The 21,382-nt window shown below is 68.9% G+C and carries 22 protein-coding genes; 11 read left to right on the forward strand and 11 right to left on the reverse strand.

Annotation, left to right across the window (positions count from 1 at the left end):
- Window positions 1-73: 73 nt before the first annotated feature.
- The 8 genes from ACUDCK_RS19910 to ACUDCK_RS19945 all read right to left on the reverse strand — a co-directional run bounded on the left by ACUDCK_RS19910 (window position 74) and on the right by ACUDCK_RS19945 (window position 9,522).
- Complete coding sequence (locus ACUDCK_RS19910) at window positions 74-922, reverse strand: mechanosensitive ion channel family protein (RefSeq protein ID WP_054503106.1); 849 nt, start codon at window positions 920-922, stop codon at window positions 74-76.
- Window positions 923-1,091: 169 nt separating this feature from the next.
- Window positions 1,092-2,267 carry a DUF1513 domain-containing protein gene (locus ACUDCK_RS19915; RefSeq protein ID WP_175166611.1) on the reverse strand — a complete coding sequence of 392 codons (1,176 nt, stop codon included), beginning with the start codon at window positions 2,265-2,267 and terminating at the stop codon, window positions 1,092-1,094.
- 10 nt (window positions 2,268-2,277) lie between these two features.
- A complete protein-coding gene (locus ACUDCK_RS19920; protein ID WP_175166610.1) occupies window positions 2,278-3,366 on the reverse strand; it encodes an imelysin family protein in 1,089 nt (362 codons plus the stop codon).
- The gene (locus tag ACUDCK_RS19925; RefSeq protein WP_175143261.1) at window positions 3,366-4,883 is read right to left on the reverse strand and encodes a di-heme oxidoreductase family protein; all 1,518 of its coding nucleotides are present in this window, start codon (window positions 4,881-4,883) and stop codon (window positions 3,366-3,368) included. The genes ACUDCK_RS19920 and ACUDCK_RS19925 overlap by 1 nt, the downstream gene beginning before the upstream one ends.
- Complete coding sequence (locus ACUDCK_RS19930; RefSeq protein WP_175166609.1) at window positions 4,880-6,178, reverse strand: imelysin family protein; 1,299 nt, start codon at window positions 6,176-6,178, stop codon at window positions 4,880-4,882. Before ACUDCK_RS19930 ends, ACUDCK_RS19925 begins: the two co-directional genes overlap by 4 nt.
- A 278-nt stretch (window positions 6,179-6,456) precedes the next feature.
- Window positions 6,457-7,776: an MFS transporter gene (locus tag ACUDCK_RS19935; protein WP_054417760.1), complete on the reverse strand. Its 1,320-nt coding sequence runs from the start codon at window positions 7,774-7,776 to the stop codon at window positions 6,457-6,459.
- A gap of 44 nt (window positions 7,777-7,820) precedes the next feature.
- Window positions 7,821-8,489, reverse strand: a complete 669-nt coding sequence (locus tag ACUDCK_RS19940) for a DUF4286 family protein (RefSeq protein WP_175166608.1) — start codon at window positions 8,487-8,489, stop codon at window positions 7,821-7,823.
- A gap of 121 nt (window positions 8,490-8,610) precedes the next feature.
- On the reverse strand, window positions 8,611-9,522 hold the full coding sequence (locus ACUDCK_RS19945; RefSeq protein ID WP_049072905.1) for a LysR family transcriptional regulator: 912 nt from the start codon (window positions 9,520-9,522) through the stop codon (window positions 8,611-8,613).
- A 279-nt stretch (window positions 9,523-9,801) separates the two neighbouring features.
- Here ACUDCK_RS19945 and ACUDCK_RS19950 point away from each other — a divergent pair, with 279 nt between their 5' ends.
- The 6 genes from ACUDCK_RS19950 to ACUDCK_RS19975 are packed head-to-tail and all read left to right on the forward strand — an operon-like array spanning window position 9,802 to window position 14,859.
- Window positions 9,802-10,809 (forward strand): ABC transporter substrate-binding protein, encoded by a 1,008-nt coding sequence (locus ACUDCK_RS19950; RefSeq protein ID WP_049072904.1) that lies wholly within the window; start codon window positions 9,802-9,804, stop codon window positions 10,807-10,809.
- 3 nt (window positions 10,810-10,812) lie between these two features.
- The gene (locus tag ACUDCK_RS19955) at window positions 10,813-11,703 is read left to right on the forward strand and encodes an ABC transporter permease (protein ID WP_244976809.1); all 891 of its coding nucleotides are present in this window, start codon (window positions 10,813-10,815) and stop codon (window positions 11,701-11,703) included.
- A 2-nt stretch (window positions 11,704-11,705) separates the two neighbouring features.
- Window positions 11,706-12,527 (forward strand): ABC transporter ATP-binding protein, encoded by an 822-nt coding sequence (locus tag ACUDCK_RS19960; protein WP_054503111.1) that lies wholly within the window; start codon window positions 11,706-11,708, stop codon window positions 12,525-12,527.
- A 34-nt stretch (window positions 12,528-12,561) separates the two neighbouring features.
- Window positions 12,562-12,744: a DUF4089 domain-containing protein gene (locus tag ACUDCK_RS19965; protein WP_049072902.1), complete on the forward strand. Its 183-nt coding sequence runs from the start codon at window positions 12,562-12,564 to the stop codon at window positions 12,742-12,744.
- On the forward strand, window positions 12,741-14,129 hold the full coding sequence (locus ACUDCK_RS19970; protein WP_175143263.1) for an AtzE family amidohydrolase: 1,389 nt from the start codon (window positions 12,741-12,743) through the stop codon (window positions 14,127-14,129). The genes ACUDCK_RS19965 and ACUDCK_RS19970 overlap by 4 nt, the downstream gene beginning before the upstream one ends.
- 22 nt (window positions 14,130-14,151) lie before the next feature.
- Window positions 14,152-14,859 carry a GntR family transcriptional regulator gene (locus ACUDCK_RS19975; protein WP_116791920.1) on the forward strand — a complete coding sequence of 236 codons (708 nt, stop codon included), beginning with the start codon at window positions 14,152-14,154 and terminating at the stop codon, window positions 14,857-14,859.
- Window positions 14,860-14,897: 38 nt separating this feature from the next.
- On the opposite strand, the gene ACUDCK_RS19980 is transcribed toward ACUDCK_RS19975, so the two are convergent.
- A complete protein-coding gene (locus ACUDCK_RS19980) occupies window positions 14,898-15,443 on the reverse strand; it encodes an antibiotic biosynthesis monooxygenase (RefSeq protein WP_175143264.1) in 546 nt (181 codons plus the stop codon).
- Window positions 15,444-15,651: 208 nt separating this feature from the next.
- Here ACUDCK_RS19980 and hpxZ point away from each other — a divergent pair, with 208 nt between their 5' ends.
- Both hpxZ and ACUDCK_RS19990 read left to right on the forward strand, forming a co-directional pair.
- Window positions 15,652-16,029 carry an oxalurate catabolism protein HpxZ gene (hpxZ, locus tag ACUDCK_RS19985; protein ID WP_054503302.1) on the forward strand — a complete coding sequence of 126 codons (378 nt, stop codon included), beginning with the start codon at window positions 15,652-15,654 and terminating at the stop codon, window positions 16,027-16,029.
- A 79-nt stretch (window positions 16,030-16,108) separates the two neighbouring features.
- Window positions 16,109-16,663, forward strand: coding sequence for an NADPH-dependent FMN reductase (locus tag ACUDCK_RS19990; protein WP_049072898.1), 555 nt, complete (start codon window positions 16,109-16,111; stop codon window positions 16,661-16,663).
- Between the two features lie 917 nt (window positions 16,664-17,580).
- On the opposite strand, the gene ACUDCK_RS19995 is transcribed toward ACUDCK_RS19990, so the two are convergent.
- Window positions 17,581-17,799, reverse strand: coding sequence for a dodecin (locus tag ACUDCK_RS19995; RefSeq protein WP_006386517.1), 219 nt, complete (start codon window positions 17,797-17,799; stop codon window positions 17,581-17,583).
- Window positions 17,800-17,987: 188 nt separating this feature from the next.
- On the opposite strand from ACUDCK_RS19995, the gene ACUDCK_RS20000 reads away from it, so the two are divergent.
- Window positions 17,988-18,491 (forward strand): DUF6496 domain-containing protein, encoded by a 504-nt coding sequence (locus ACUDCK_RS20000; protein ID WP_175166607.1) that lies wholly within the window; start codon window positions 17,988-17,990, stop codon window positions 18,489-18,491.
- Between the two features lie 12 nt (window positions 18,492-18,503).
- Here ACUDCK_RS20000 and ACUDCK_RS20005 read toward each other — a convergent pair whose 3' ends face one another.
- Complete coding sequence (locus tag ACUDCK_RS20005; RefSeq protein ID WP_175166606.1) at window positions 18,504-19,415, reverse strand: LysR family transcriptional regulator; 912 nt, start codon at window positions 19,413-19,415, stop codon at window positions 18,504-18,506.
- A gap of 109 nt (window positions 19,416-19,524) precedes the next feature.
- Between ACUDCK_RS20005 and ACUDCK_RS20010 the strand changes: the two genes are divergently transcribed.
- Both ACUDCK_RS20010 and ACUDCK_RS20015 read left to right on the forward strand, forming a co-directional pair.
- Entirely contained in the window at window positions 19,525-20,319 is a 795-nt protein-coding gene (locus ACUDCK_RS20010) for an SDR family NAD(P)-dependent oxidoreductase (protein WP_175166605.1), read from the forward strand.
- 27 nt (window positions 20,320-20,346) lie between these two features.
- The gene (locus ACUDCK_RS20015) at window positions 20,347-21,360 is read left to right on the forward strand and encodes a zinc-binding alcohol dehydrogenase family protein (RefSeq protein WP_054503116.1); all 1,014 of its coding nucleotides are present in this window, start codon (window positions 20,347-20,349) and stop codon (window positions 21,358-21,360) included.
- The last annotated feature ends 22 nt before the right edge of the window (window positions 21,361-21,382 follow it).

Below are 21,382 nucleotides of genomic sequence, written 5' to 3' on the forward strand. Positions count from 1 at the left end.
CGGCCCGCGCCGCGCCATGAAAAAGGGCGTCCCGCCATCGGCCGGGACGCCCTTTTCATTGGCGGCCATACGCTCAGACAGCGGCGCCTGCCTTGGGCTCGCTGGCCTTGGGGTTCTGGATCTCGCGCAGCGGGATCGGCGCCTGGAAGCCCGCGGCCTCCAGCGACAGGCGGATGTCCTGGTACAGGCCCCAGCGCAGGTCCCAGTACTTGGCCGCCTCGGCCCACACGCGCACGTTCACCACCACGCCGCTTTCCTTGTAGTCCACCACCTTCACCAGCGGCTGCGGATCCTTCAGCGCGTTGGGATTGGACGCGACGATGTCCTGCAGCTTGGCCAGCACCGCGTTCAGGTCATCGCCATAGCGCACCGGCACCGGGATATCGAGGCGGCGCGTCTTGTTGCGGCTGTAGTTGGTGATGGTGGCGTTCCACACCGTGCTGTTGGGCAGCGTCAGGTGGATGCCGTCGACCTGGACCAGCCGCGTCAGGAACAGGCCGACCTCTTCGACCGTGCCTTCCGCGCCCGTGCTCAGGCCGACGTATTCGCCGGCGCGCACCGGCCGCAGGATCAGCAGCATGATGCCGGCCGCGATGTTCTGCAGCGTGCCCTGCAGCGCCAGGCCCACGGCCAGGCCGGCGGCGCCCAGCACCGCGATCAGGCTGGCAGTCTGCACCCCGAAACGCGCCAGCACCGCGATCAACGTGAAGATGCGCACCGTCCAGACCACGGTGCTGTAGAACATCGGCACGATGGTCGGATCGATCTTGCTCGAACGCGTGGCGATGCGCCGCACCCAGCGGCCCAGCAAGGCCGAGACCCACCAGCCGATGACCAGGATCAGCAAGGCCACGAGCAGATTGATGCCCAGGTCCACCAGCCTGGGGGCCCAGGCATTGAATTCCTTCAACGCGTCTTCCATCGTTGTCGCTCCTTCTTGCAAAAAAAGACAGCCGAAAACTTTATCAGATGCGCCTTGCGGAAAGGGCCGCGACGGGGGGCCGGTATGTCAAGCTTTGTAAGGCATCCTGCGCGCCGTGGCAGGCCATCGCATGCGCCGCATCGCCCCGGGGGGCGCGGCGCGGGCCGCCTCAAGCGGCCGCGACCTTGCGGAAATGGTTGTCCCAGGAGCGTTCGCGCGACGGCGCCAGCACCGGCCGCTCGCCGCCCGCCGCGTCGGTGCGCACCATGGCGCCCAGGCCGCTGCTGACCAGAAAGCCCGCGTCCGTCGCCGGCGCCACGCCGCAGCCATCGGCCAGGCGGGTCTCGCCCAGGCAGCGGCCGCTGGCCGCATCCCAGTACAGCACCCGCCCGCCCACCGGGCTGGACGTGGCGATCACCGCGCCGGCCGCGTCCGCCGCCACCGAGCCGATGTAGTTGCGCATCTCGCGCAACGTATCCGCCGGCCCGCTGAACAGCACCGGCTGCGCGCCGCGCCGGTGGCGCCCCACCAGCGCCGGACGGTCGCCGGCCGGTCCCATGTATTGGCAGCCGAACCAGACGCTGCCATCGCCCGCCAGCGCGAGATGGCGAATCGACAGACGATGCAGGTCAGGCGCCAGTTCGACCCGCTCCAGCAGCGCGCCGCTGGCCGCGTCCAGGTAAGCCAGCGACGGCCGCATGGTGTCCAGGTTCAGTTCGAGCTTGCCGTAGTCCGGATGGGTCAGGATGCCGCCGTTGGCCACGCACAGCGTCTTGCCGTCGGGCATCAACAGCACCTCGTGCGGCCCGATGCCACCGCTGTCGTATTCGCCGATGCGGCGGTAGCCGCCGCCCGGCGTGGCATCGTAGATGCCGAGCACGCCACGGCCGCCGTCGAAATCGTTCTCGGTCGCGGCCAACAGCCGGCCGCCGTCGAAATAGGCGCCGTGGCCGAAGAAATGGCGGTCTTCCGGCAAGGGCAGTTCGAGCGGCGGGCGGGCGCCGCGCAGGTCGAACGCCAGCGCGAAGAAGCCCGGCTGGCGGCCGAACACCACGGCGCGTTCGGCGGGCGCGTCGATCGCGAAACTGTGGCCGCGCGCGGGCATCGGCACCACGTGCCGGTCCTGCCCGGCGCCATCGAGCACCACCGTCTCGTCGCGGCCGCCGCGCTGCCGCGCCGCCAGATAGCGCGCCTGCGACTCGTCGCCGGGGGCGGCCGGCGCTTGCCGCGGCCAGCCAAGAGCCGCGCCCAGCACGCCGCCCGCGCCCCAGGCCAGGAAATCGCGCCGCGCGGGGCGCGCCGGCGCGTTGCCGGCCCGCACATCGCGCGCAATGCCGGTCAGCATGCGGTCGCGCTCAGTCGCCATCGAGCGCATTGAAGCCGATGGTCACGCCCAGCGCCGGCGCCAGGTCCTGGTCGACGATGGCCTTGGCGTTCTTCAGGGTCAACGCCGCCAGGCCCAGCAGGCGGCGCCCTTCGGCATCGCCCAGCGCCCGCTCCAGCGGCGCCGGCACCTCGCGCAGCGCGCGCGCCGCGTTGCCCACTTCGGCCAGCACCGCGCCCGCCATCCAGTCCTCGCCCTTGGGCAAGGCATAGCCGCCCGCCTGATAGAACGCCGCCAGGCCTTCCAGGCCGGCGACCAGCGTGCGCGTCGACAGCCCGCTGCGCCAGAACGCGGCGCGCCGGGGCCGGGCGCCGTCGGCCGAATCGCCCAGCACCGGCAGCAGCTTCACGTCGCGCGCGAACTGCAGGCCGGTGGACAGCGCCTTCATGGCTTCGGCCGCCACTTCCTGCGGATCACGGTAGAGATCATTGCCCGCCCGCGGCTGCGCGAACTGGCGGCCGAAGTCGGCCTTGGCATCCCAGGCCTGCGCCACGTCGCGCGAGATCGCGGCGACGTTGGCCGACACGGCCCGGGCGTAGCCGCAAGCGTAGGCAAACGTGAGCGCGCCTTGCTGCGCCAGCAGCGCCGGCTCTCCATACAGCACGAATTCCAATGCCGGCAGCCCCTGCACCGCGACGCTGCGGCCGGCCAGCGCGCCCGGCTTGAGCAGGTCGGCATCCTGCGCGGCGATCACGGCCTGCACCTGGCGCGGCATCACGCCGCGCGTGTCGGGCCAGAACGCCAAGCGCTCGTAGCGGTTGGCCTGAACCAACGGCCCGAAGCGCAGCGGCTCGAGGCGCGCCCACGCCAGGGCCAGGTCGGCAAAAGCCGCTTCGACCCGCTTGGCGCCGGCCGCATCCGGCTTGCCGCACCACTGGCCCAGCGCGCCGTCCAGATCGGTCGCGGCGGCGACCATGCCGGCGGCGGCCGGCCGCGCATAGCCGTGCGCCAGGCGCTCGCCCAGGTCGGCGGGCAATTCGGCGCCGGCGGCCAACGGCCAGGCCAGCGCCAGCGCGGCGGCCAGGGCCGGCGCGCGCCAGCGTGCAACAAGGATAGCCATCACAGCGACTCCAGGAAACGGATCAGGTCGGCGCGTTCTTCGGGCGTCATCGCCACCACGCGGTCGCGCGCGGGCTGGCCCGCGCCGCCGTGCCACAGCACCGCCTCCAGCAGCGTGCGGGCGCGGCCGTCGTGCAGCCAGGTGGCGGAGGGATTGACGGTCCTGGTCAGGCCGATGCCCCACAGCGGCGGGGTGCGCCATTCGCGCCCGTTGGCGGAACCATCGGACACGCCGTCGGCCAGGTCATCGCCCATGTCGTGCACCAGCATGTCGGTGTACGGCCAGATCAGTTGGAAGCGATGCTCGGCCTGTTTCGCGTTGCGGCTGGTGACATACTTGGGCACGTGGCAGGCCACGCAGTTGGCCTCGTAGAACAGTTTCTTGCCGGCCAGCACGCGGGCGTCGTCGGCGTCGCGCCGCTGCGGCACCGCCAGGTTGGTGGAATAGGTGGTGACGAAGTCCATCAGCTTGGCTGGCACTTCCTCGGGACCGAAACGCGGCTGCGCGCCGTGCGGCATCTTCAGGCACTGGGGCTGCGCCGGCGTACAGTCGCCGTAGTGGTTGGGGAACAGCGGCGTCGACAGCCCCATGTCGTTGGAGAACGCGGCGGCGCTCTGCTGCTCCACCGTGGGCTGGCCGGCCTTCAGGTTGAAGCGGCCCAGCGCGCGCTGGCCGGTGCGCGCGTCGGTGACCCAATTGGCCTTGCCGACGATGCCGTCGCGCTTGTCGGCGCCGATGTTGGCCAGGATGTCGGCCTCGTGGATCGATTCCAGCAGGCCCAGGCCGATCATCGGCGGCGCCAGCCGCGGCGAGATCTGCGTGTCCTTGCGCATCGGGCCGTAGCCCAGGTTGTCGATGCGGTAGGCCGGCTTCATCAGCGTGGCGGTCTCGCCGCCATTGAGCTTGACGGTGACCGGGGTGTATTCGATTTCCATGCGGCCTTCGGCCGGCAGGCCGGCCACCGCGAAGTTCTGCAACTGCACGCCATAGACGGGCTCGGGCAGCAGCGCGATCTCGCCCGGCGCCAGGCGCGGATGGCCGCGGTCCGGGCCTTCGGGCACCGCCAGGCGCAACAGCAATGCCACGGCGTCGGGACGCTCCAGCGGATCGAAGCCCGGCACCGAGCCGCGCCCGTCCTTGGTATGACAGGCCTGGCAGGACCGCGCGTTGAACAGCGGGCCGAGGCCGTCGGAGGCCTGCGTGGAGGCCGGCGCGGAGACCCAGTCCTTGCGGAACAGGCCGTTGCCGACCTGGAATTCCTGGCGCCGCTCGAAGCTCATGTTGGCCGACGGCTGCGAAAAAATGTCGGCGTTGATGAGCTTGTTGGTGGTGGTGGCGCCCGCCTGCATGGTCTCGAAGGTCTCGGCCTTGGAGAAATCGCGGGTCGGCGCGGTGATGGCGAGGACCCGCTTGAGGTCCTCGGCGCTCAGGTCGTCGCGCCCGGCGGGCGCGGTCGGAGCGGCGGCGGCGCCGGCATGGGCCGACGCCGCCAGTACGGCGGCGAATACGAGCTTCACTTGAATACGGCGTCGGGTTTGTCCAGGCTGTCGGAACCTTCGATGGCGACCTTGCCCAGGTCCAGCAGCGCGATCACGCGCTCCAGGCTGCGGGTCTGGTCGACCAGGCGGTCGATGGCGGCCTGCACCACTGCGTTGCCTTCCTTGTTGCCGTCCGCGATCATCTGGTCATAGGTCTCGACCGTCTCGGCGCGGGTCTTCATGGCCTGCATGGCGGCCACGGTGGCGTCCAGCTTGGCGCGCACTTCGGCGTCCAGCTTGGGATCGCGCGCCTTGACCAGTTCCGACAGGCTGGCGCCCGACACCTGCTTGCCATCGACGCGGGTGTACGCGCCCAGGTAGACGTTGCGGATGCCGATCTGGTTGTAGAAGTGCGAGTTGTGGGTGTTGTCCGAGAAGCAGTCATGCTCTTCCTCGGGATCGTGCAGCATCAGGCCGAGCTTCATGCGCTCGCCGGCCAGTTCGCCGTACGACAGGCTGCCCACGCCGGTCAGCATCGCCACCAGGCCGGCCTTGGGATCTGCTTCGACGGCCTTGCGCGCGGCGCCGTCCTTCTTCCAGTTGCCGACCATCTCTTCCAGATCGGTCACCAGCAGGTCGGTCACGGCCTTCAGGTAGGCGATGCGGCGTTCGCAGTTGCCGCCGGTGCACTGCTTGACGTCGTAGTCTGTGTGCGGACGGTTGCCCGCGTGGCGTTCCTGCGGCGTGCCCTTGCGGTCGGCCGGCGCCGGGCCGGTGCCGTTCAGGTCCTGGCCCCACAGCAGGAATTCGATGGCGTGGTAGCCGGTGGCCACGTTGGCCTCGTTGCCGTCGGCCTCGTGCAGCACCTCGGACAGCAGCTTGGGCGTGATCTCGCTGACATCGACGGTCTTGCCGCCCACCGAGATCTTGGAATTGGCGATGACGTTGACCGCGTAATAGGCGTTCTCGTCGTTCTCGGTGCCGTAGGAGGCGTCGACGTAGTCGATCAGGCCTTCATCCAGCGGCCAGGCGTTCACACGCCCTTCCCAGTCGTCGACGATCGGGTTGCCGAAGCGGAAGGCCTCGGTCTGCTGGTACGGCACGCGCGCGTCCAGCCAGGCCTGGCGGGCGGCCTTGAGCGTGTCCGCGCTGGGCTTGGCGACCAGCGTGTTGACGGCCTCGCGCAGCGCCTTGGCGGAAGTGAGCGCGTCTTCATAGCCGGCCAGCGCCAGGTCCGAGTAATTCGTCACCACGGCCTTGGGCTGCGTGGCGGCGTGCGCCGCCCCCCCGAATGCCGCGACGGCCAGCGCCGCCCCCAACAACAACTTGCGCATCACTTTCTCCCGTAACTCGGACCGGATTCGCCCCGCGGCGACCCGGTCCACACTTGAATTTTGTGGATGCGAGTGTAAACAATTTTCGTTTGTTATTCAGCGCAAAGTCAGATAGCTGACATTTCTCCGAACGAAAATGCATGAAAACGCGCCCCTTCCCGTCGTTTTCCGGCCTCGCGGCCGCAACGGCCGTCAGACAGCCGCGCGCGGAATGGACGCAAAAAAGCCCGGGCAAGCCCGGGCGCAGGCAGGAGAAGCCGGCCAGACCGGCCCCGCGCTCAGCGTTGCAGCGGCGCCTTGGCGGTCTCCCTGGCGGCCAGCACCGAGATGGCGGTCACGACCAGCGCGGCGGCCACGTACAGCGACACCGCCACGGTCGAACTCCACGACTTGAACAGGCTGGCGATGATCAGCGGCGCGAAGCCCCCGCCGACGATGCCGGCCAGCGTGTAGGCCAGCGACGACCCGGCGTAGCGCACCCGGCCCGGGAACTGCTCGGTGATGAAGGCCGCCTGCGGGCCGTACATCATCGCGTGGATCAGCAGGCCGACCACCACGGCGGCGCAGATCGCGATGGGATGCGCGGTGTCCATCAGCGTGAAGAACACGAATGCCCAGATCATGCCCAGCACCGCGCCGGCCACGTACACCGGACGGCGCCCGATCTTGTCCGACAGATGCCCGCACAGCGGCACGGCGATGGCATTGAGCGCCGCGCCCAGCATGGTGGCGCCCAGCGCCAGCGGCCGCGACAGGTGCAGCACGGTGGTCACGTAGGTCAGCGTGAACACCACCACCAGCGCGTACAGCACGTCCGAACCGATGCGCGAGCCGCCGGCCACCAGCAACTGGCGCCAGTGTTGCACCAGCACTTCCTTGATCGGGGTGCTGGCGGTTTCGCGCTTCTGTTCCATTTCCAGGAACACCGGCGTTTCCTCGACGCCGCGGCGCAGCCACAGGCCGAATAGCACCAGCGCCACGCTCGACATGAACGGCACGCGCCAGCCCCAGGCCTGGAATTCCTCGGGCGTGAGCCAGAGCGAGATCAGCGCGATGAAGCCGGTGCCGATCAGCGTGCCGCACGACGGCCCGACCTGCGTGAAGGACGCATTGCGGCCGCGCTGGTCGGGCTTGCCATGCTCCATCGACAGCAGCACCGCGCCGGCCCACTCGCCGCCCAGCGCCACGCCCTGGATGAAGCGCAGCGCCACCAATGCCACCGGCGCCCACACGCCCCAACTGGCATAGGTGGGCAGCATGCCCATCAGGCCCGTCGACACGCCCATGATCACCAGCGTGGCGACCAGCACGAACTTGCGCCCCAGGCGGTCGCCCAGGTGGCCAAAGACGAAGCCGCCCAGCGGCCGCGAGACGTAGCCCACGGCATAGGTCGAGAACGCCAGGATGGTGCCCGTCAGCGGGTCGAACGACGGGAAGAAGATGGCGTTGAATACCAGCGCCGCCATCAGGTTGTAGATCGTGAAGTCGTACCACTCCAGCGTGGTGCCGACCGAGCTGGCCATCGCCAGTTTCTTCATCTTGTCCGGCGCCGCGCCGCCGTGGGCGGCCGCCGGAGCGCGCAAGGTGTTTTCAGCCATTGTGTTTCCCCATGTTCGTGATGTGTGTGGACGGCGGCGCCGTGTCAGCGCAGGTCGGCGGCCGCCAGCTTCCAGCCCAGTTCGAGTTGCCAGGCATCGCTGGCGCGGATGCCGAAGGCGCCGGCGGCCTGTTCGGCCAGGGCCTGCGCGGCGCCGGCCGAGCTGGCCTCGACCACGAACAGCGGATCCAGGCGGCGGTTCTCGGTGGATTCTCGCGGCAAGGGACCGCTCAAGGCCGCATCCGGTGCCAACAAATAGGACTGAACGAAACCATCGACCTGCGCCAGCGCCGCGCCGGTGTCAGCGGCCCGCGCCGCCAGCGCCCCGGCATCGCCGCCGAACACCAGCGGCAGCACGGCAATGTGGCTGCCGCTGCCGAACCCGGTCACGGCCTGCACCGCGCAGACGCGTCGCATCGGGTCGCGCATGCGGTCCAGGTTGGCCACCGACCACGGCGTCTGGCGCTCGAAGGCGGCGCGGTAATCGGCGGTGGTGAACGCGCCCAGCGATGCCGTGCGGTACAGCCCCAGGTACTTGCGGCCGCCGGACCGCGAGAAATAGCGTGCGCCCGACAGGAAGCCGGGGATGCGCACGCGCTCTTCGACGTGCTCGCGGTCGTACCAGCGGTTGAAATCGGTTTCGAAGGCGGGATCGACGTCGCAGGCGACGAACAGCATGCCGTGGGGCGTGGACGGAGTGGAGGCTTGGCTCATGGAAAGAAAAATCCCTTCGATAACGGAAGGGATTCATCTTCGGCCGGCGGGGCCAACTCCGACAAACGAGTAATTTTTCGCGCCGGCAACAGAATTACTGAAAGCCGACCTAGGGATAACGCTATTGCGCGGACCCGAATGTTGGCGGCGTGACCGACGCGGTGTACTGATCCGAGGCGCGGCAGGCCAGCTCGGCCACCAGCCGGATCGCATCCGAACCGGCGCCCTCCAGGTAGCTCACCACCAGCAGTTGCGGCGGCACCGGCACGTCGCAGCGGATCATCTGCACCTCGCCGCGCGCCACGTATTCGTAGATCGGCGGCAGCGGCACCAGGGCGCGGCCAAAGCCGCTGCGCACCAGCCGCGCCAGCGCCGAGATCGAGCTGACGCAATGCACCTTGCCCAAGGGCAGGCCGGCTTCGCGGAACAGCCCTTTCAGGGCCTCGTGCGGCTGCGAGCCGGGACTCATGGTCAGCACCGGCTCGCTCAGCAACTGCTGCACGGACAGCGATTCCTCGTCGCCGGCCGGCCCGACCCAGCCCATCTCCATCGGCAGGCACGGCGTGCTGATGACGCCGGTATCGGTCAGCAGGTCGGTCTGGAAGGCGATGTCCAGCGTGCCTTCGCGCAGGCCGCGGTGCAGCGCGCGGGTGGTCTCCGAGGTCAACTGCACCTCGATGCCCGGATAGGTGGAACGCAGGTTGGTCAAAAAGCCGATCAGCCAGGTGTGCACCACGGTCTCGATGGCGCCGATGCGCACCAGGCCGAACACCTCGTCGCCGGTGCGGCCCAGCGACAGGATCTGCTGACGCAACTGCATCAGCCGCTCGCCATAGTCCAGCAGGCGCGTGCCCACCGCCGTCAGCCGCAGCTCCTTGGCGTCGCGCTCGAACAGGCGCGCGCCGATGTCCTCCTCGAGCGAGGCGATGCGGTTGGCCACCGCGGCCTGCGTGATGTGCAGGCGGTCGCTGGCCGCGCGAAAACTGCCCAGCCGGGCGGACCACAGGAATGCTTCGACAAAACGGGTATTCATATCCACGCCACGGCGCGCCCGATGACGCGCCCTTCCGATAACGGCGGGGCGGCAGCCCCGGCCTGTGCACATCCTAACGCCTGGCGGCCCGGCCGCGCCACGACGCCAGGCGCGCCCCCTGTCGGTGCCATATGCACCAGCTTGGTTCACGCGAGGCGCCAGGATCGCCCCATCATGGCGAAAAACCGGGTCCGCGAAGGTTGGCACGGGTCTTGCTTGAAGAACTGGTATGCAAGCTTGTCTACAAGCGCCCATTCTTTTCCCGACCAGGAGTCCCGCATGACCGACCGCCCCGCGCCCTTCGCTTTCAACGCCACCCGCCGCCGGCTGATGCAGGGCGCCGCGCTGGGCGCCGCCGCGCTGGCCGCGCCCGCCCTGGTGCGCGCGCAATCGGGCCCGGTCATCCGCATCGGCTACTGGCCGGTCGCGGCCGGCCTGCCGTTCTATGCCGCCATCGAAAAGGGTTACTTCAAGGAAGCCGGCCTGAATGTCGAGGCGCTCAAGTTCGCCGGCGCGCAGCAGGTCATGGAAGCCATGCTCGCGGGCCGCGCCGACGGCAGCGCCAACGGCACCGGCTCGGCCAACCTGGCCATCGGCGAGATCGCCTCGCCCGGCCTGTTCAAGATTTTCGCCTCCAATCCCAGCAACGCCAAGAACGTGCTGGACGAGTTCATCGTCGCGAAAGACAGTCCCATCCAATCCATCGCAGACCTCAAGGGGAAAAAGGTCGGTTCTGGACCCGGCATCCAGAATGCCACGCTGGCCAAAGCAGTGCTGGAGCGCGCCGGCGCAACCGGGGCGACCGTGGTCGAGCTGGCGATCAGCCAGCACGTCGCCGCGGTCGCCGCCGGCCAGTTGGACGCGTGCTACACGCTCGAGCCCACCGGCACGGTCGGGCGCCTGAACGGCACCACCCGCGTGCTCGAGGCGGGCGTGATCGCCAAATACGTGCTGGGCGATCCGATGGCGCCGTGGTTCGGCGGCTCGGCCTCGCTGACCACCGCGTTCCTGAAGAAGCATCCCGAGGAAAGCAAGAAATTCATCGCCGCCTACGCCCGCGGCATCGAGCTGATCCGCACCAAGCCCGACGAGGCGCGCCCCTTCATGAAGGGCTACACCGCCATCGAAGGCCCCATGACCGAAGCCGTGCCGCTGGCCGCCTACACGCTCTACAACGAGTTCACCCCCAGCGACATCCAGTACTTCCAGAAATTCTTCGACCTGTTCGCCGACAAGGGCATCTTCGCGCAGAAGGTGGACGTGGCCTCGATGCTGTACAAGGGCTGAGCCATGGACGCGATCAACGCCAACCGCGCCAGCGCGGCCCCGGCTGGCCGCGCCAGCCACGCGGCCGTCGCGTCGGCGGCCGCCCTGCCTGCCGCCGGGTCGCCGGGCAAAACCGCCCCCGCCTCGCGCCCGCCGCGCACCTGGACCGCCGCGCGCCTGCTGCCGCTGATCGGCCCGCTGGCGCTGTACGTGGTGTGGGACCTGGTGGTGCGCCTGCAACTGGTCAGCCCGGTGCTGCTGCCCACGCCTGGCGCCACGCTGGTGGCCCTGGCCAAGGGCATGGCCGGCGGCCCGCTGCTGGGCGACTTCCTGGCCTCGGTCAGCCGCACGCTGCAGGCCTTCGTCATCGCGGGCGTGATCGGCGTGCCGCTGGGCGTGCTGCTGGGCAGCAATGAAAAAGCCTACCGCAGCGTCGAATTCCTGGTGGACTTCTTCCGCTCGACGCCGTCGTCGGCGCTGATCCCGCTGTTCCTGATGATCTTCGGCGTGACCGACATGAACAAGATCGCCATCGCCGCCTTCGCCGCGGTGCTGGTGATCCTGTTCAACAGCGCCTACGGCGTCATCAATGCGCGCAAGCAGCGCGTGATGGCGGCGCGGGTGATGGGCGCCTCGCGCTGGCAGATCTTCAAGGACGTGCTGATCTGGGAAAGCCTGCAACCCACTTTCGTCGGCCTGCGCAGCGGCGTATCGATGGCGCTGGTCATCGTGATCGTGGCCGAGATGTTCATCGGCTCGGACAGCGGGCTCGGCAACCGCATCATCAACGCCCAGCAGGTGCTGAACGTGCGCGACATGTACGCCTCGATCCTGGCCGCCGGCGCGCTCGGCTACGTCCTCAACATCCTCTTCCTGGTGCTGGAAAAGCGCGTGGTCCACTGGAGCGGCCGATAATCATGTCCACCGTCATCAACCCCGTCATCGCCCCCTCCCCCACGCCCGCGCCGTTCCAGCCGGGTCCGGCCGGCACCCACATCACCATCCGCGGCCTGACCAAGTATTTCGCCGGCTGGCCGCTGTACGAGGACTTCAACCTCGACATCCCCAAGGGCAAGATCGTCTCGGTGTTCGGCCCCAACGGCTGCGGCAAATCGACCCTGATCAACATGATCGCGGGCCTGATCCCCATCGATGCCGGCGAGATCCTGTTCGACGGCAAGTCGCTGGCCCAGACCAAGATCGGCTACGTCTTCCAGAACTACCGCGAGGCCATGTTCCCGTGGCTGCGCACCATCGACAACATCGCCTACCCGCTGCGCCTCGAAGGCCGCAGCAAAGCCGAGGTGGACGCGCGCGTGGAAGAGCTGGTGGCCTCGTTCGACGTCAAGTTCGACCTCAAGCGCTATCCCTACGAGCTGTCGGGCGGCCAGCAGCAGACGGCCTCCATCATGCGCGCGCTGGCCCCCGGACCGGAAGTGCTGTTCCTGGACGAGCCGTTCTCGGCGCTGGATTTCGAGATGACGCTGTTCATCCGCGAAAAGCTGCAGGAGGTCTTCATGCAGACCGGCACCACCATGCTGCTGGTGTCGCACGACCTGGAGGAAGCCGTGTACCTGGCCGACCAGGTGCTGCTGCTGACCAAGCGCCCCACCCGCGTGGCCGAGATCCTGGACTACGGCGACGCCCGGCCGCGCACGGTCGAGACGCTGTCCGAGCCCAGCTTCATCGGCATGAAGAAACTGAGCCTGGAGATCTTCCAGCGCGAAGTCCGCAAATAGCCCGTCTTTTCCTTCCGATCCACCGGAGTCCGCCATGACCCAGGAAACCATCGACCAATACGTACGCAGCGCGCTGGCGCTGGCCGGCTATGCCCTGCGCGAACCGGCCGCGACCGAGGTGGCGCGGCAGTTCACGCGCATCCACGACATCGCTTCGAGCTTCATCGACGAGGCCCTGCCGGTGGAGCTGGAATCGGCCTCGGTGTTCCGCCCGTGAACGGCGCCGTCCTCGACCTGGCGCGGCAGATCCGCAATGGCGAGCGCAGCGCAGGCGCCGTGCTGGAAGCCACGCTGGCGCGCATCCGCGCCGCCGATGCGCGCTACAACTGCTTCACCGCCATCACCGAAACCCGTGCGCGCCAGGAAGCCGCCGCCATCGACGCGCGGCGGGCCCGCGGCGAATCCCTGCCGCCGCTGGCCGGCGTGCCGTACGCGGTCAAGAACCTGTTCGACACCGCCGAAGAGGTGACGCTGGCCGGCGGCCGCGTCAACGCCGCCAATCCGCCCGCGCCGCGCGACGCCACCCTGGTGGCGCGGCTGCGCGATGCCGGCGCCGTGCTGGTGGGCGCGCTCAACATGGACGAGCACGCCTACGGCTTCACCACCGAGAATTCACACTACGGCGCCAGCCGCAACCCGCACGATCCCGCCCGCATCGCCGGCGGTTCCTCGGGCGGCAGCGCGGCGGCGGTGGCCGGCGGCCTGGTGCCGCTGACGCTGGGCTCGGACACCAACGGCTCGATCCGCGTGCCAGCCTCGCTGTGCGGCGTGTTCGGCCTGAAGCCGACCTTTGGCCGCCTGCCGCGCACCGGCTCGTTCCCGTTCGTCGGCAGCCTCGACCACCTGGGCCCGTTCGCGGCCGACACGGCCAGCCTGGCCGCGGTCTACGATGCGCTGCAAGGCGCTGACGATGAAGATGCCGCCTGCGCCCAACGGCCCGTCGAGCCCGTGCTGGCGGATCTGGGCTCGGACCGCCCCTTGCGCGTGGCCGTGCTGGGCGGCTACTTCGCGCACTGGGCCGGCCCCGAGGCGCGCCAGGCCGTGCAACTGGCCGCGCGCGCGCTGGCGGCCACGGAGGTCGTCGAACTGGCCAGCGCCGAACAGGCGCGCGCCGCCGCGTTCGTCATCACCGCGGCCGAGGGCGGCGCGCTGCATCGCCGCCGCCTGGTCACGCACTATGACTACTACGAACCCCATTCGCGTGATCGCCTGGTCGCCGGCAGCCTGGTCCCCGCCGCCTGGGTGCAGCAGGCCCAGCGGGTACGCCACCGCGTCTACCGCGAAGCCATGGCGCTGTTCGCGCACTACGACGTGCTGATCGCCCCGGCCACGCCGGTGCCCGCCACCGCCATCGGCACCGAGACCCTGGCCCTGGCCGGCCAGTCACTGCCCGCCCGCGCCAGCATGGGCCTGCTGACGCAGCCGATCTCCTGTCTTGGCCTGCCGGTGTGCGCCGCGCCCACCTGGCCGGGCATCGGCGCCGACGCGCACCTGCCGTTGGGCGTCCAATTGATCGCCGCGCCGTGGCGCGAGGCCGATTGCCTGCTGGCCGCGCGGCGGCTGGAACAGGCGGGCGTTGCCGCCGTTCGTCCCCTCCCCTGACCCGCCACAACCGAGGCCGTCCATGGATTCCGCATTCGCCGTCATCGACACGCCCCGCAGCCTGGCCGATTCCGCCTACGGCACGCTCAAGCGCGACATCCTCGACTTCCGCCTGGCGCCCGGCGACCGCTTCACCGAAACCGAGATCGCCGAGCGCCTGCGCGTCAGCCGCACGCCGGTGCGCGAGGCGCTTTTCCGCCTGGAACGCGAGGGCTACCTGGAAGTGCGCCAGCGCAACGGCTGGCTGGTCAAGCCGCTGGACTTCGACACGCTCGATCACTTCTACGAGCTGCGCAGCGTGCTGGAGATCTCCGCCGTGCAGGCCCTGTGCGCGCCGGGCCAGGTGCCGGATCCGCTGCGCGCGCTGCAGCCGCTGGCGGACGTGTGGCTGGTGGACGGCGCCAACCAGTCGCACGATGGCGAGTGGCTGGCAGCGCTGGACGAGCGCTTTCACACTGACCTGGTGGCCGCCGCCGGCAACCCCGAGATCGCGCGCGTGCATCGCGCCGCCACCGAGCGCATCCGCATCGTGCGGCGGCTGGACTTCACCCAGCCCGAGCGCATTGCACGCACCTACGCCGAACACGCCGCCATCCTGCAGGCGATCCTGCGGCGTGACGCCGAACAGGCCACCGCGCTGCTGCGCGCCCACATCGGCGACAGCCAGGCCGCCGTGCGCAAGATCACGCTGCACCGGCTGTACGCCAGCCGGCGCGCACAGGCGGCCTAGGCGGCATGGCCGGGCCACGCCACCCGCTGGCGACCGCGTCAGCGCGGCTGCAGCCAGCGGCCCAACCGCCGCGTGACGAACGGAATGCAGACAAACACCATCACCGGCGTCATGGTCACGCTGGTGATCAGCGCGCGCCAGAACACCGGCAAGGCGCTCAGGTGTTCGCTCACCAGCAGCGTGAACGCCAGCAGCACCGGGAAGTACGCCAGCCAGATGCTCACGGCCTGCTTCCAGCGCGGCGGCGCGCCCGCGGTGCCCTGCGGACCGAACCAACTGTCCATGCCGCTGACGCGGCGCGCGTGGCTGGCCCGCACCAGCGCGGCGCCGCGTTCGAGCCACATGCGGCGCGGCAACGATTGCTCCCAGCGATTGAGGCTGGCCTCGTCATTGAAGCGCAGCACGATCTGATACTGGTCGCCGCCCTCGGGCGGTTGCAGCACGCCCGAGCCGAGAAAACCGGGAAAGCCGGCGGCGAGGATCTCGCCCTGGCGCATCCAGGACAGGAAATCGCTGTAGCGTTCGGGCGCAATGTGCCGGGTGACCAGCATGGTGACCGGGGCGGGAACGGCGGAACTGGACATGGTGAAACTCCTGGAGCGGCGTGCAGCGTGTTATGTGGTGTAAACCCTAGCAAGCCGCGTGCCAGCCTTGCACCGCAGCATCCCCCCGCGGACAGGGCGATCCGCCTATGCCACGGCTGAATTTGCGCACCGCAACACACCCCATATTGGTGATTACCCTGAATCAAGCACCATCGTGGTGCATTCAACACGGAGCATGCCCCGCAACATGGATATCAACCTGCCCGCCGTCGTCGCCGAGGTCACCGTGGCCTTCGCGCGCTATGAGGCCGCCCTGGTCAACAACCAGGTCGACGTGCTCGACGAACTGTTCTGGAACAGCCCCCATACGCTGCGCTACGGCGCTGGCGAGAACCTCTACGGCTACGACGCCATCCGCGCCTTCCGCGCCGGCCGTTCGCCGCAAGGCCTGGCGCGCCGCGTGCTGCGCACCGCCATCACCACCTATGGCCACGACTTCGCCACCACCAACATCGAATTCCAGCGCGACGGCAGCGACCGCATCGGCCGCCAGAGCCAGACCTGGATGCGCACGCCGCAAGGCTGGCGCGTGGTGTCGGCGCATGTCAGCCTGATGAGTCCATAACCTTATGGGCTCGCCGCCATTGAGCGGTCATGACGACAGGTCTACACTGGGCTTTCCCCCGACCCAGGAGCCCCGCCTCATGAGCACCTACAAGATCGCCGTCTTCGTCGGCAGCCTGCGCGCCGCATCGATCAACCTGCGCCTGGCGCGCGCGCTGGAAAAACTGGTTCCCGCGGACTTCAAGTTCGACTACGTCAGCCTGGGCGACGTGCCGCTGTACAACCAGGACAACGAGAACAACCTGCCCGCGCCCGCGGCCAAGCTCAAGCAGCAGATCCTCGATGCCCAGGGCATCCTGTTCGTCTCGCCCGAGCACAACCGCTCGGTGCCCGCCGCCATCAAGAACGCCATCGACTGGGGCACCCGTCCGTGGGGCCAGAATTCGTGGGCCGGCAAGGCCGTGGGCATCCTGGGCACCTCGCCCAGCGCCGCCGGCACCGCCCTGATGCAGCAGCACCTGCGCAACATCCTGGCCGCCGAAGGCGCCAACGCCCTGACCACGCCGGAAGTCTTCCTGCAGTACACCGATGGCCTGGTCGACGACCAGTACAACATCACCAACGAAGGCACGCGCAAGTTCCTTCAGGGCTGGATCGACCGCTACGTCGACTGGGTCAAGAAGTTCAACGCCTGATTGCCGCCGCTGCCGGGCCAAGGGCGCCTGCCCGCCCGGCAACCGATCGCCCGTCTACCTCCGGGCGATCACGCCCCCCGCCAAGCCGGGGGGCTTTTTTTGTGGATAAAGCGCCCCCGCTCCCAAATAATTCCCTTCGCCTCACCTCAACAGGCGACAAGCCCCCTGCCCACCAACACCGCCCCAAAAAATAGCCGCCCGTCCGCCCGAAGGCCGGGCAGCCCCCTCGGAGGGCAGCAAGCGCACGCAGTGCGCGCCGCGTGGGGGCCAACAATATCCCCGCCAACTGTGGAGAAGCTTGAGGACAGGTGTGGGGCAGGTGCGAAAAAACCTGTCATGCCAGGCACTTGCGAGTGCCGATCAAAAAATGCGCAATCGACCGTTTGGCCGATTCCCAGGACACTTATCCACCGCCCTGCGGACGCATCCCGCGCCTGCCGCCAGCATCCGCGCCGCCATGTGCATTTGTCCCAGCATTCTGTGGACAAGCATGAGGACAGGATGAGGGCAGCTCGGCTTTTCCCTTGCACATCAAGCACCTGCAAGGGCTGATCAAGAAAGGCCCAGGACGGCCCGAAAAGGCCTCGGGTTGTCCCCGGGAAATGTGGATAAGGCTGAGGACAGCCTGCGGGCAGCCGCAAAAATCCCTTTACCGCCAAGGCCTTGCGCCAGGCGGGCAATAAACGCTCAGGCGCCGTGCGCCGGCCGCGCCAGCTACGTGATGCGCCGCGCCCGCCCGCCCCGTCTCGCATTTGTCCCCACCGGATGTGGACAAACCTCTGAACAGTCTCATGACAAGCCGAAAAAAATCTTATCCGACAAGCACTTGCAAGGACCGCTCAAAAAAGGAGCAGCGCCGCGGACGCGTCGCGCCCGCCGCGTCAATGCCGGGCGCTCGCCATCGCGCCTCGGCGGCGCTAGACGTCGCCATCCTCCAGCCGCATGCCGATCTTCAGGCCGACCTGCCAGTGCGCCACCTTGCCGTCCTTGATGTGGCCGCGCACCTCGGTGACCTCGAACCAATCCAGGTGGCGTAGCGTTTCGGACGCGCGTTCGATGGCCTTGCTGATCGCATCGTCGGTGGACTTGGTGGACGAGCCCACCAGTTCGATCTGCTTGTAGACATGATTCGACATGGCTTGTCTCCTTTGAGGGGGAAGCGTTGCGAATCGTCGGCCGCGCGCGGGGTTCCGGCGCTTACGACCGGCAATCCATTCGAACACACAGGATACCGCGTGGGGCATAGAGTGGTGTTACGAGTTCCGTCGGCGCGGCCTCGCCCACGTCGCGGTCTCGCTTCTGAAACGCAAGCCAGGAGGTTGTCATGCCTGAACGGAAAACGCTGCAACGCGCCGCGCGCGACAAGAAGCAAGGCAAGTCCCCATCCACCCAAGCGGGCGAATTCGTGCGCGAGGAAATCGACCACGTGCGCGAAGGCAAGCACGGCGTGCGCTCGACCAAGCAGGCAATCGCCATCGGCCTGTCGAAGGCGCGCCGCGCCGGCGTCGACCTGCCCTCGCCCAAGAAGGCCGGCGCGGCCACCCGCCGCAAGGCCAAGCAGGACAGCGAGGCGGCGCACGACGGCCAAGCAAAATCCGCCACGCGCGCCCGCGCCACCACCCGCGCCCTCAAGCGTGAAAGCGCCAAGCCGGCGTCCAAGTCCGCCCTGTCGCGCCATGCGTCCAAGACGGCCAGCCGGCGCACGGCGGCGGATCGTTCGGCCGCCGCGAAAAAGGCCGCCGCCACCAAGGGCGCGGCGGGACGCTCGGCCGCCGCCAAGAAAGCCGCGCGCACCCGCGCCGCCAACCGCGCCGCCGCCCATCACTGAGCGGCTTGGCGGTCACGGCGTGGCGCCGGCCTCGAACTCCCGCAGGCGCGTCTGCAGGAATTCACGCAGGCGCTTGACCGCGGGCGACAGCAGCATGCGGTGCACGCACAGCAGGTACAGCGGCGACGGTTCGCCGATATAGTCGGGCAAGGCCTGCACCAGCCGCCCGGCGCGCAGATCGGCCAGCACGTCGTAGCGCGACTTGTAGGCCACGCCGTGACCGGCCAGCGCCCAGCGCCGCACCAGGTCGCCGTCGTCGCCAACACGGTCGCCCTTGACCGGCACGGTCACCGCGTCGCCCTCGTGCTCGAAGGCCCAGCGGTCGTGCAGGGACTCGCCCAGCACGAAGCACAGGCAGTTATGGCGGCGCAGGTCGGCGGGGGTGCGCGGCATGCCGTGGCGCGCGAAATAGGCCGGCGCGGCGCACACGACGCGGCGGTTGTGCTCGCCCAGCGGCAGCGCCACCAGGCCCGAATCGCCGGGCGTGCCGTAGCGCAGCGCGATATCGACCGGCTGCCGGTACAGGTCGGCCAGGCGGTCGCTGATGCGCACCTGGAAGTTCACGCGCGGATGGCGCTGCTGGAATTCGTCCAGCCAGGGCAGCAGCACATGGCGGCCCAGGTCCGACGGAATCGACACCGACAGCGTGCCGGAGATCGCCGTCTTGTCGCGCGCCAGCGCGCTCTGGCCGGCCTGCAGGCTCGACAGCGCGGCGCGCGCGTATTCCAGGTAGCGCTCGCCGTCGCCGGTCAGCCGCAGGCTGCGCGTCGAGCGCACGAACAGGCGGGTTTCGAGCGACAGTTCGAGCCGCTTGAGCGCGGCGCTGGCCACCGCCGGCGTCAGGTCCAGCTCGCGCGCGGCAGCCGAAAAACTGCCGTGATCCGCCGCCGCCACAAAGATGCGCAGGTCTTCAAATCGAACCATGACGGGCTCATTTTCAAAAATTCATTGAAACTGAGTCCGATGCTAGCCGGTTTTTCCGCATCCGCCACTGGGTAATGATGGCGTCACCCCCACGCTTTTGGAGTCCCCCATGAAAATCGAACTCGACGGCAAGAAGGCCCTGGTCACCGGCTCATCCGGCGGCATCGGCCTGGCCATCGCCCAGGGCCTGGCCGAGGCCGGCGCCCAGGTCGTGCTGCACGGCCGCAACGCCGACAAGCTCAAGCAGGCCGCCGATGCCGTCGCGCGCCAGCATCCGGGCGCCCAGGTCCACACCGTGCAGGCCGACCTGTCCACCGCCGACGGCGCCGCCTCGATCTGCGCCGCCCATCCCGACGTCGACATCCTGGTCAACAACGCCGGCTACTTCGCGCCCAAGTCCTTCACCGAGATCACCGACGACGACTGGCGCTACATGCTCGACACCAACGTCATGAGCGGCGTGCGCCTGTCGCGCTATTACCTGCCGCGCATGCTGGCCGCCGACTGGGGCCGCATCGTCTTCATCTCCAGCGAATCGGCGCTGCACATTCCCGCCGAGATGATCCATTACGGCGTCAGCAAGACCGCGCTGCTGGGCGTCTCGCGCGGCCTGGCGGAGCTGACCGCCGGCAGCGGCGTGACCGTCAACGCCGTGCTGCCCGGCCCGACGCGCTCCGAAGGCGTGGTCGACTTCTTCGCCGAAATGGCCAGGGAACAAGGCCTGCCACAAGAACAGATAGAACGCGACTTCATCGCCCAGCATCGTCCCAGCTCGCTGCTGCGCCGGCTGGCGACGGTGGAGGAAGTGGCCAACATGGTCGTCTACACCTGCTCGCGCCAGTCCTCGGCCACCAACGGCGCCGCCCTGCGCGTCGATGGCGGCGTGGTCCGCACCATCGCCTGATCCCTTTTTCCCGTTCCGAGATCCCCCATGAAAGCCATCGCCTACTTCCAGAACCTGCCCGCCACCGATCCGCAATCGCTGCAGGACATCACCGCGCCCGAGCCCGTGCCCGGCGACCACGACTTGCTGGTCGAAGTCAAAGCCATTTCCGTCAACCCGGTGGACGTGAAGATCCGCGCCAACCGCAAGCCCAAGGACGGCCAGCCAGAAATCATCGGCTGGGACGCCGCCGGCATCGTGCGCGCCGTGGGCGCCAAGACCAGCCTGTTCGCGCCCGGCGACCGCGTCTGGTACGCCGGAGCCCTGACCCGCCCCGGCGCCAACAGCGAACTGCACGTGGTCGACGAGCGCATCGTCGGCCGCATGCCGCAGAGCCTGGATTTCGCCCAGGCCGCCGCGCTGCCGCTGACCACCATCACCGCGTGGGAACTGCTGTTCGACCGCCTGCGCGTGCTGGACAACGCCGCGCCCAGCCAGGGCTCCCTGCTGGTGGTCGGCGCGGCCGGCGGCGTCGGCTCGATCCTGGTGCAACTGGCGCGCCAGTTGACCGGCCTGACCATCATCGGCACCGCCTCGCGGCCCGAGACCCAGGCCTGGGTCACCGAGCTGGGCGCCCATCACGTCATCGACCACACCCGCCCGCTGGCCGAGGAGCTCAAGCGCATCGGCCATCCGCAGGTCAGCTTCATCGCCGGCCTGACCCAGACCGACCAGCATTTCCCGCAACTGGCCGAAGCCATCGCGCCGCAGGGCAGGATCGCGCTGATCGACGATCCGTCCGCCATCGACGTGCGCCTGCTCAAGGGCAAGTCGGCCTCGCTGCACTGGGAATTCATGTTCGCCCGGCCGCTGCACAACACGCCCGACCTGATCGCCCAGCACGAGCTGTTGAACCAGGCCGCGCGGCTGATCGACAACGGCACCCTGCGCACCACGCTGGGCGAGCACTACGGCCGCATCAACGCCGAAAACCTGCGCCGCGCCCACGCCTTCATCGAGAGCGGCAAGGCGCGCGGCAAGGTGGTGCTGGAAGGCTTCTGACCCGCCCCCGCCCGTTCCGACG

It is taken from the genome of Achromobacter sp. CF-sbj1-Ac2-l (genome assembly GCF_052698165.1).

Excerpts from the sequence above, each read along its gene's own strand:
- ACUDCK_RS19965 (WP_049072902.1), top strand. The coding sequence starts at position 12,562 with ATGACCCAGGAAACCATCGACCAATACGTACGCAGCGCGCTGGCGCTG.
- ACUDCK_RS19910 (WP_054503106.1), bottom strand. The coding sequence starts at position 922 with ATGGAAGACGCGTTGAAGGAATTCAATGCCTGGGCCCCCAGGCTGGTG.
- ACUDCK_RS20010 (WP_175166605.1), top strand. The coding sequence starts at position 19,525 with ATGAAAATCGAACTCGACGGCAAGAAGGCCCTGGTCACCGGCTCATCC.
- ACUDCK_RS19975 (WP_116791920.1), top strand. The coding sequence starts at position 14,152 with ATGGATTCCGCATTCGCCGTCATCGACACGCCCCGCAGCCTGGCCGAT.
- ACUDCK_RS19950 (WP_049072904.1), top strand. The coding sequence starts at position 9,802 with ATGACCGACCGCCCCGCGCCCTTCGCTTTCAACGCCACCCGCCGCCGG.
- ACUDCK_RS19955 (WP_244976809.1), top strand. The coding sequence starts at position 10,813 with ATGGACGCGATCAACGCCAACCGCGCCAGCGCGGCCCCGGCTGGCCGC.
- ACUDCK_RS19915 (WP_175166611.1), bottom strand. The coding sequence starts at position 2,267 with ATGCTGACCGGCATTGCGCGCGATGTGCGGGCCGGCAACGCGCCGGCG.
- ACUDCK_RS19960 (WP_054503111.1), top strand. The coding sequence starts at position 11,706 with ATGTCCACCGTCATCAACCCCGTCATCGCCCCCTCCCCCACGCCCGCG.
- ACUDCK_RS19945 (WP_049072905.1), bottom strand. The coding sequence starts at position 9,522 with ATGAATACCCGTTTTGTCGAAGCATTCCTGTGGTCCGCCCGGCTGGGC.
- ACUDCK_RS20000 (WP_175166607.1), top strand. The coding sequence starts at position 17,988 with ATGCCTGAACGGAAAACGCTGCAACGCGCCGCGCGCGACAAGAAGCAA.
- ACUDCK_RS20015 (WP_054503116.1), top strand. The coding sequence starts at position 20,347 with ATGAAAGCCATCGCCTACTTCCAGAACCTGCCCGCCACCGATCCGCAA.
- ACUDCK_RS19930 (WP_175166609.1), bottom strand. The coding sequence starts at position 6,178 with ATGCGCAAGTTGTTGTTGGGGGCGGCGCTGGCCGTCGCGGCATTCGGG.
- ACUDCK_RS19990 (WP_049072898.1), top strand. The coding sequence starts at position 16,109 with ATGAGCACCTACAAGATCGCCGTCTTCGTCGGCAGCCTGCGCGCCGCA.
- ACUDCK_RS19995 (WP_006386517.1), bottom strand. The coding sequence starts at position 17,799 with ATGTCGAATCATGTCTACAAGCAGATCGAACTGGTGGGCTCGTCCACC.
- ACUDCK_RS19940 (WP_175166608.1), bottom strand. The coding sequence starts at position 8,489 with ATGAGCCAAGCCTCCACTCCGTCCACGCCCCACGGCATGCTGTTCGTC.
- hpxZ (WP_054503302.1), top strand. The coding sequence starts at position 15,652 with ATGGATATCAACCTGCCCGCCGTCGTCGCCGAGGTCACCGTGGCCTTC.
- ACUDCK_RS19935 (WP_054417760.1), bottom strand. The coding sequence starts at position 7,776 with ATGGCTGAAAACACCTTGCGCGCTCCGGCGGCCGCCCACGGCGGCGCG.
- ACUDCK_RS20005 (WP_175166606.1), bottom strand. The coding sequence starts at position 19,415 with ATGGTTCGATTTGAAGACCTGCGCATCTTTGTGGCGGCGGCGGATCAC.
- ACUDCK_RS19920 (WP_175166610.1), bottom strand. The coding sequence starts at position 3,366 with ATGGCTATCCTTGTTGCACGCTGGCGCGCGCCGGCCCTGGCCGCCGCG.
- ACUDCK_RS19980 (WP_175143264.1), bottom strand. The coding sequence starts at position 15,443 with ATGTCCAGTTCCGCCGTTCCCGCCCCGGTCACCATGCTGGTCACCCGG.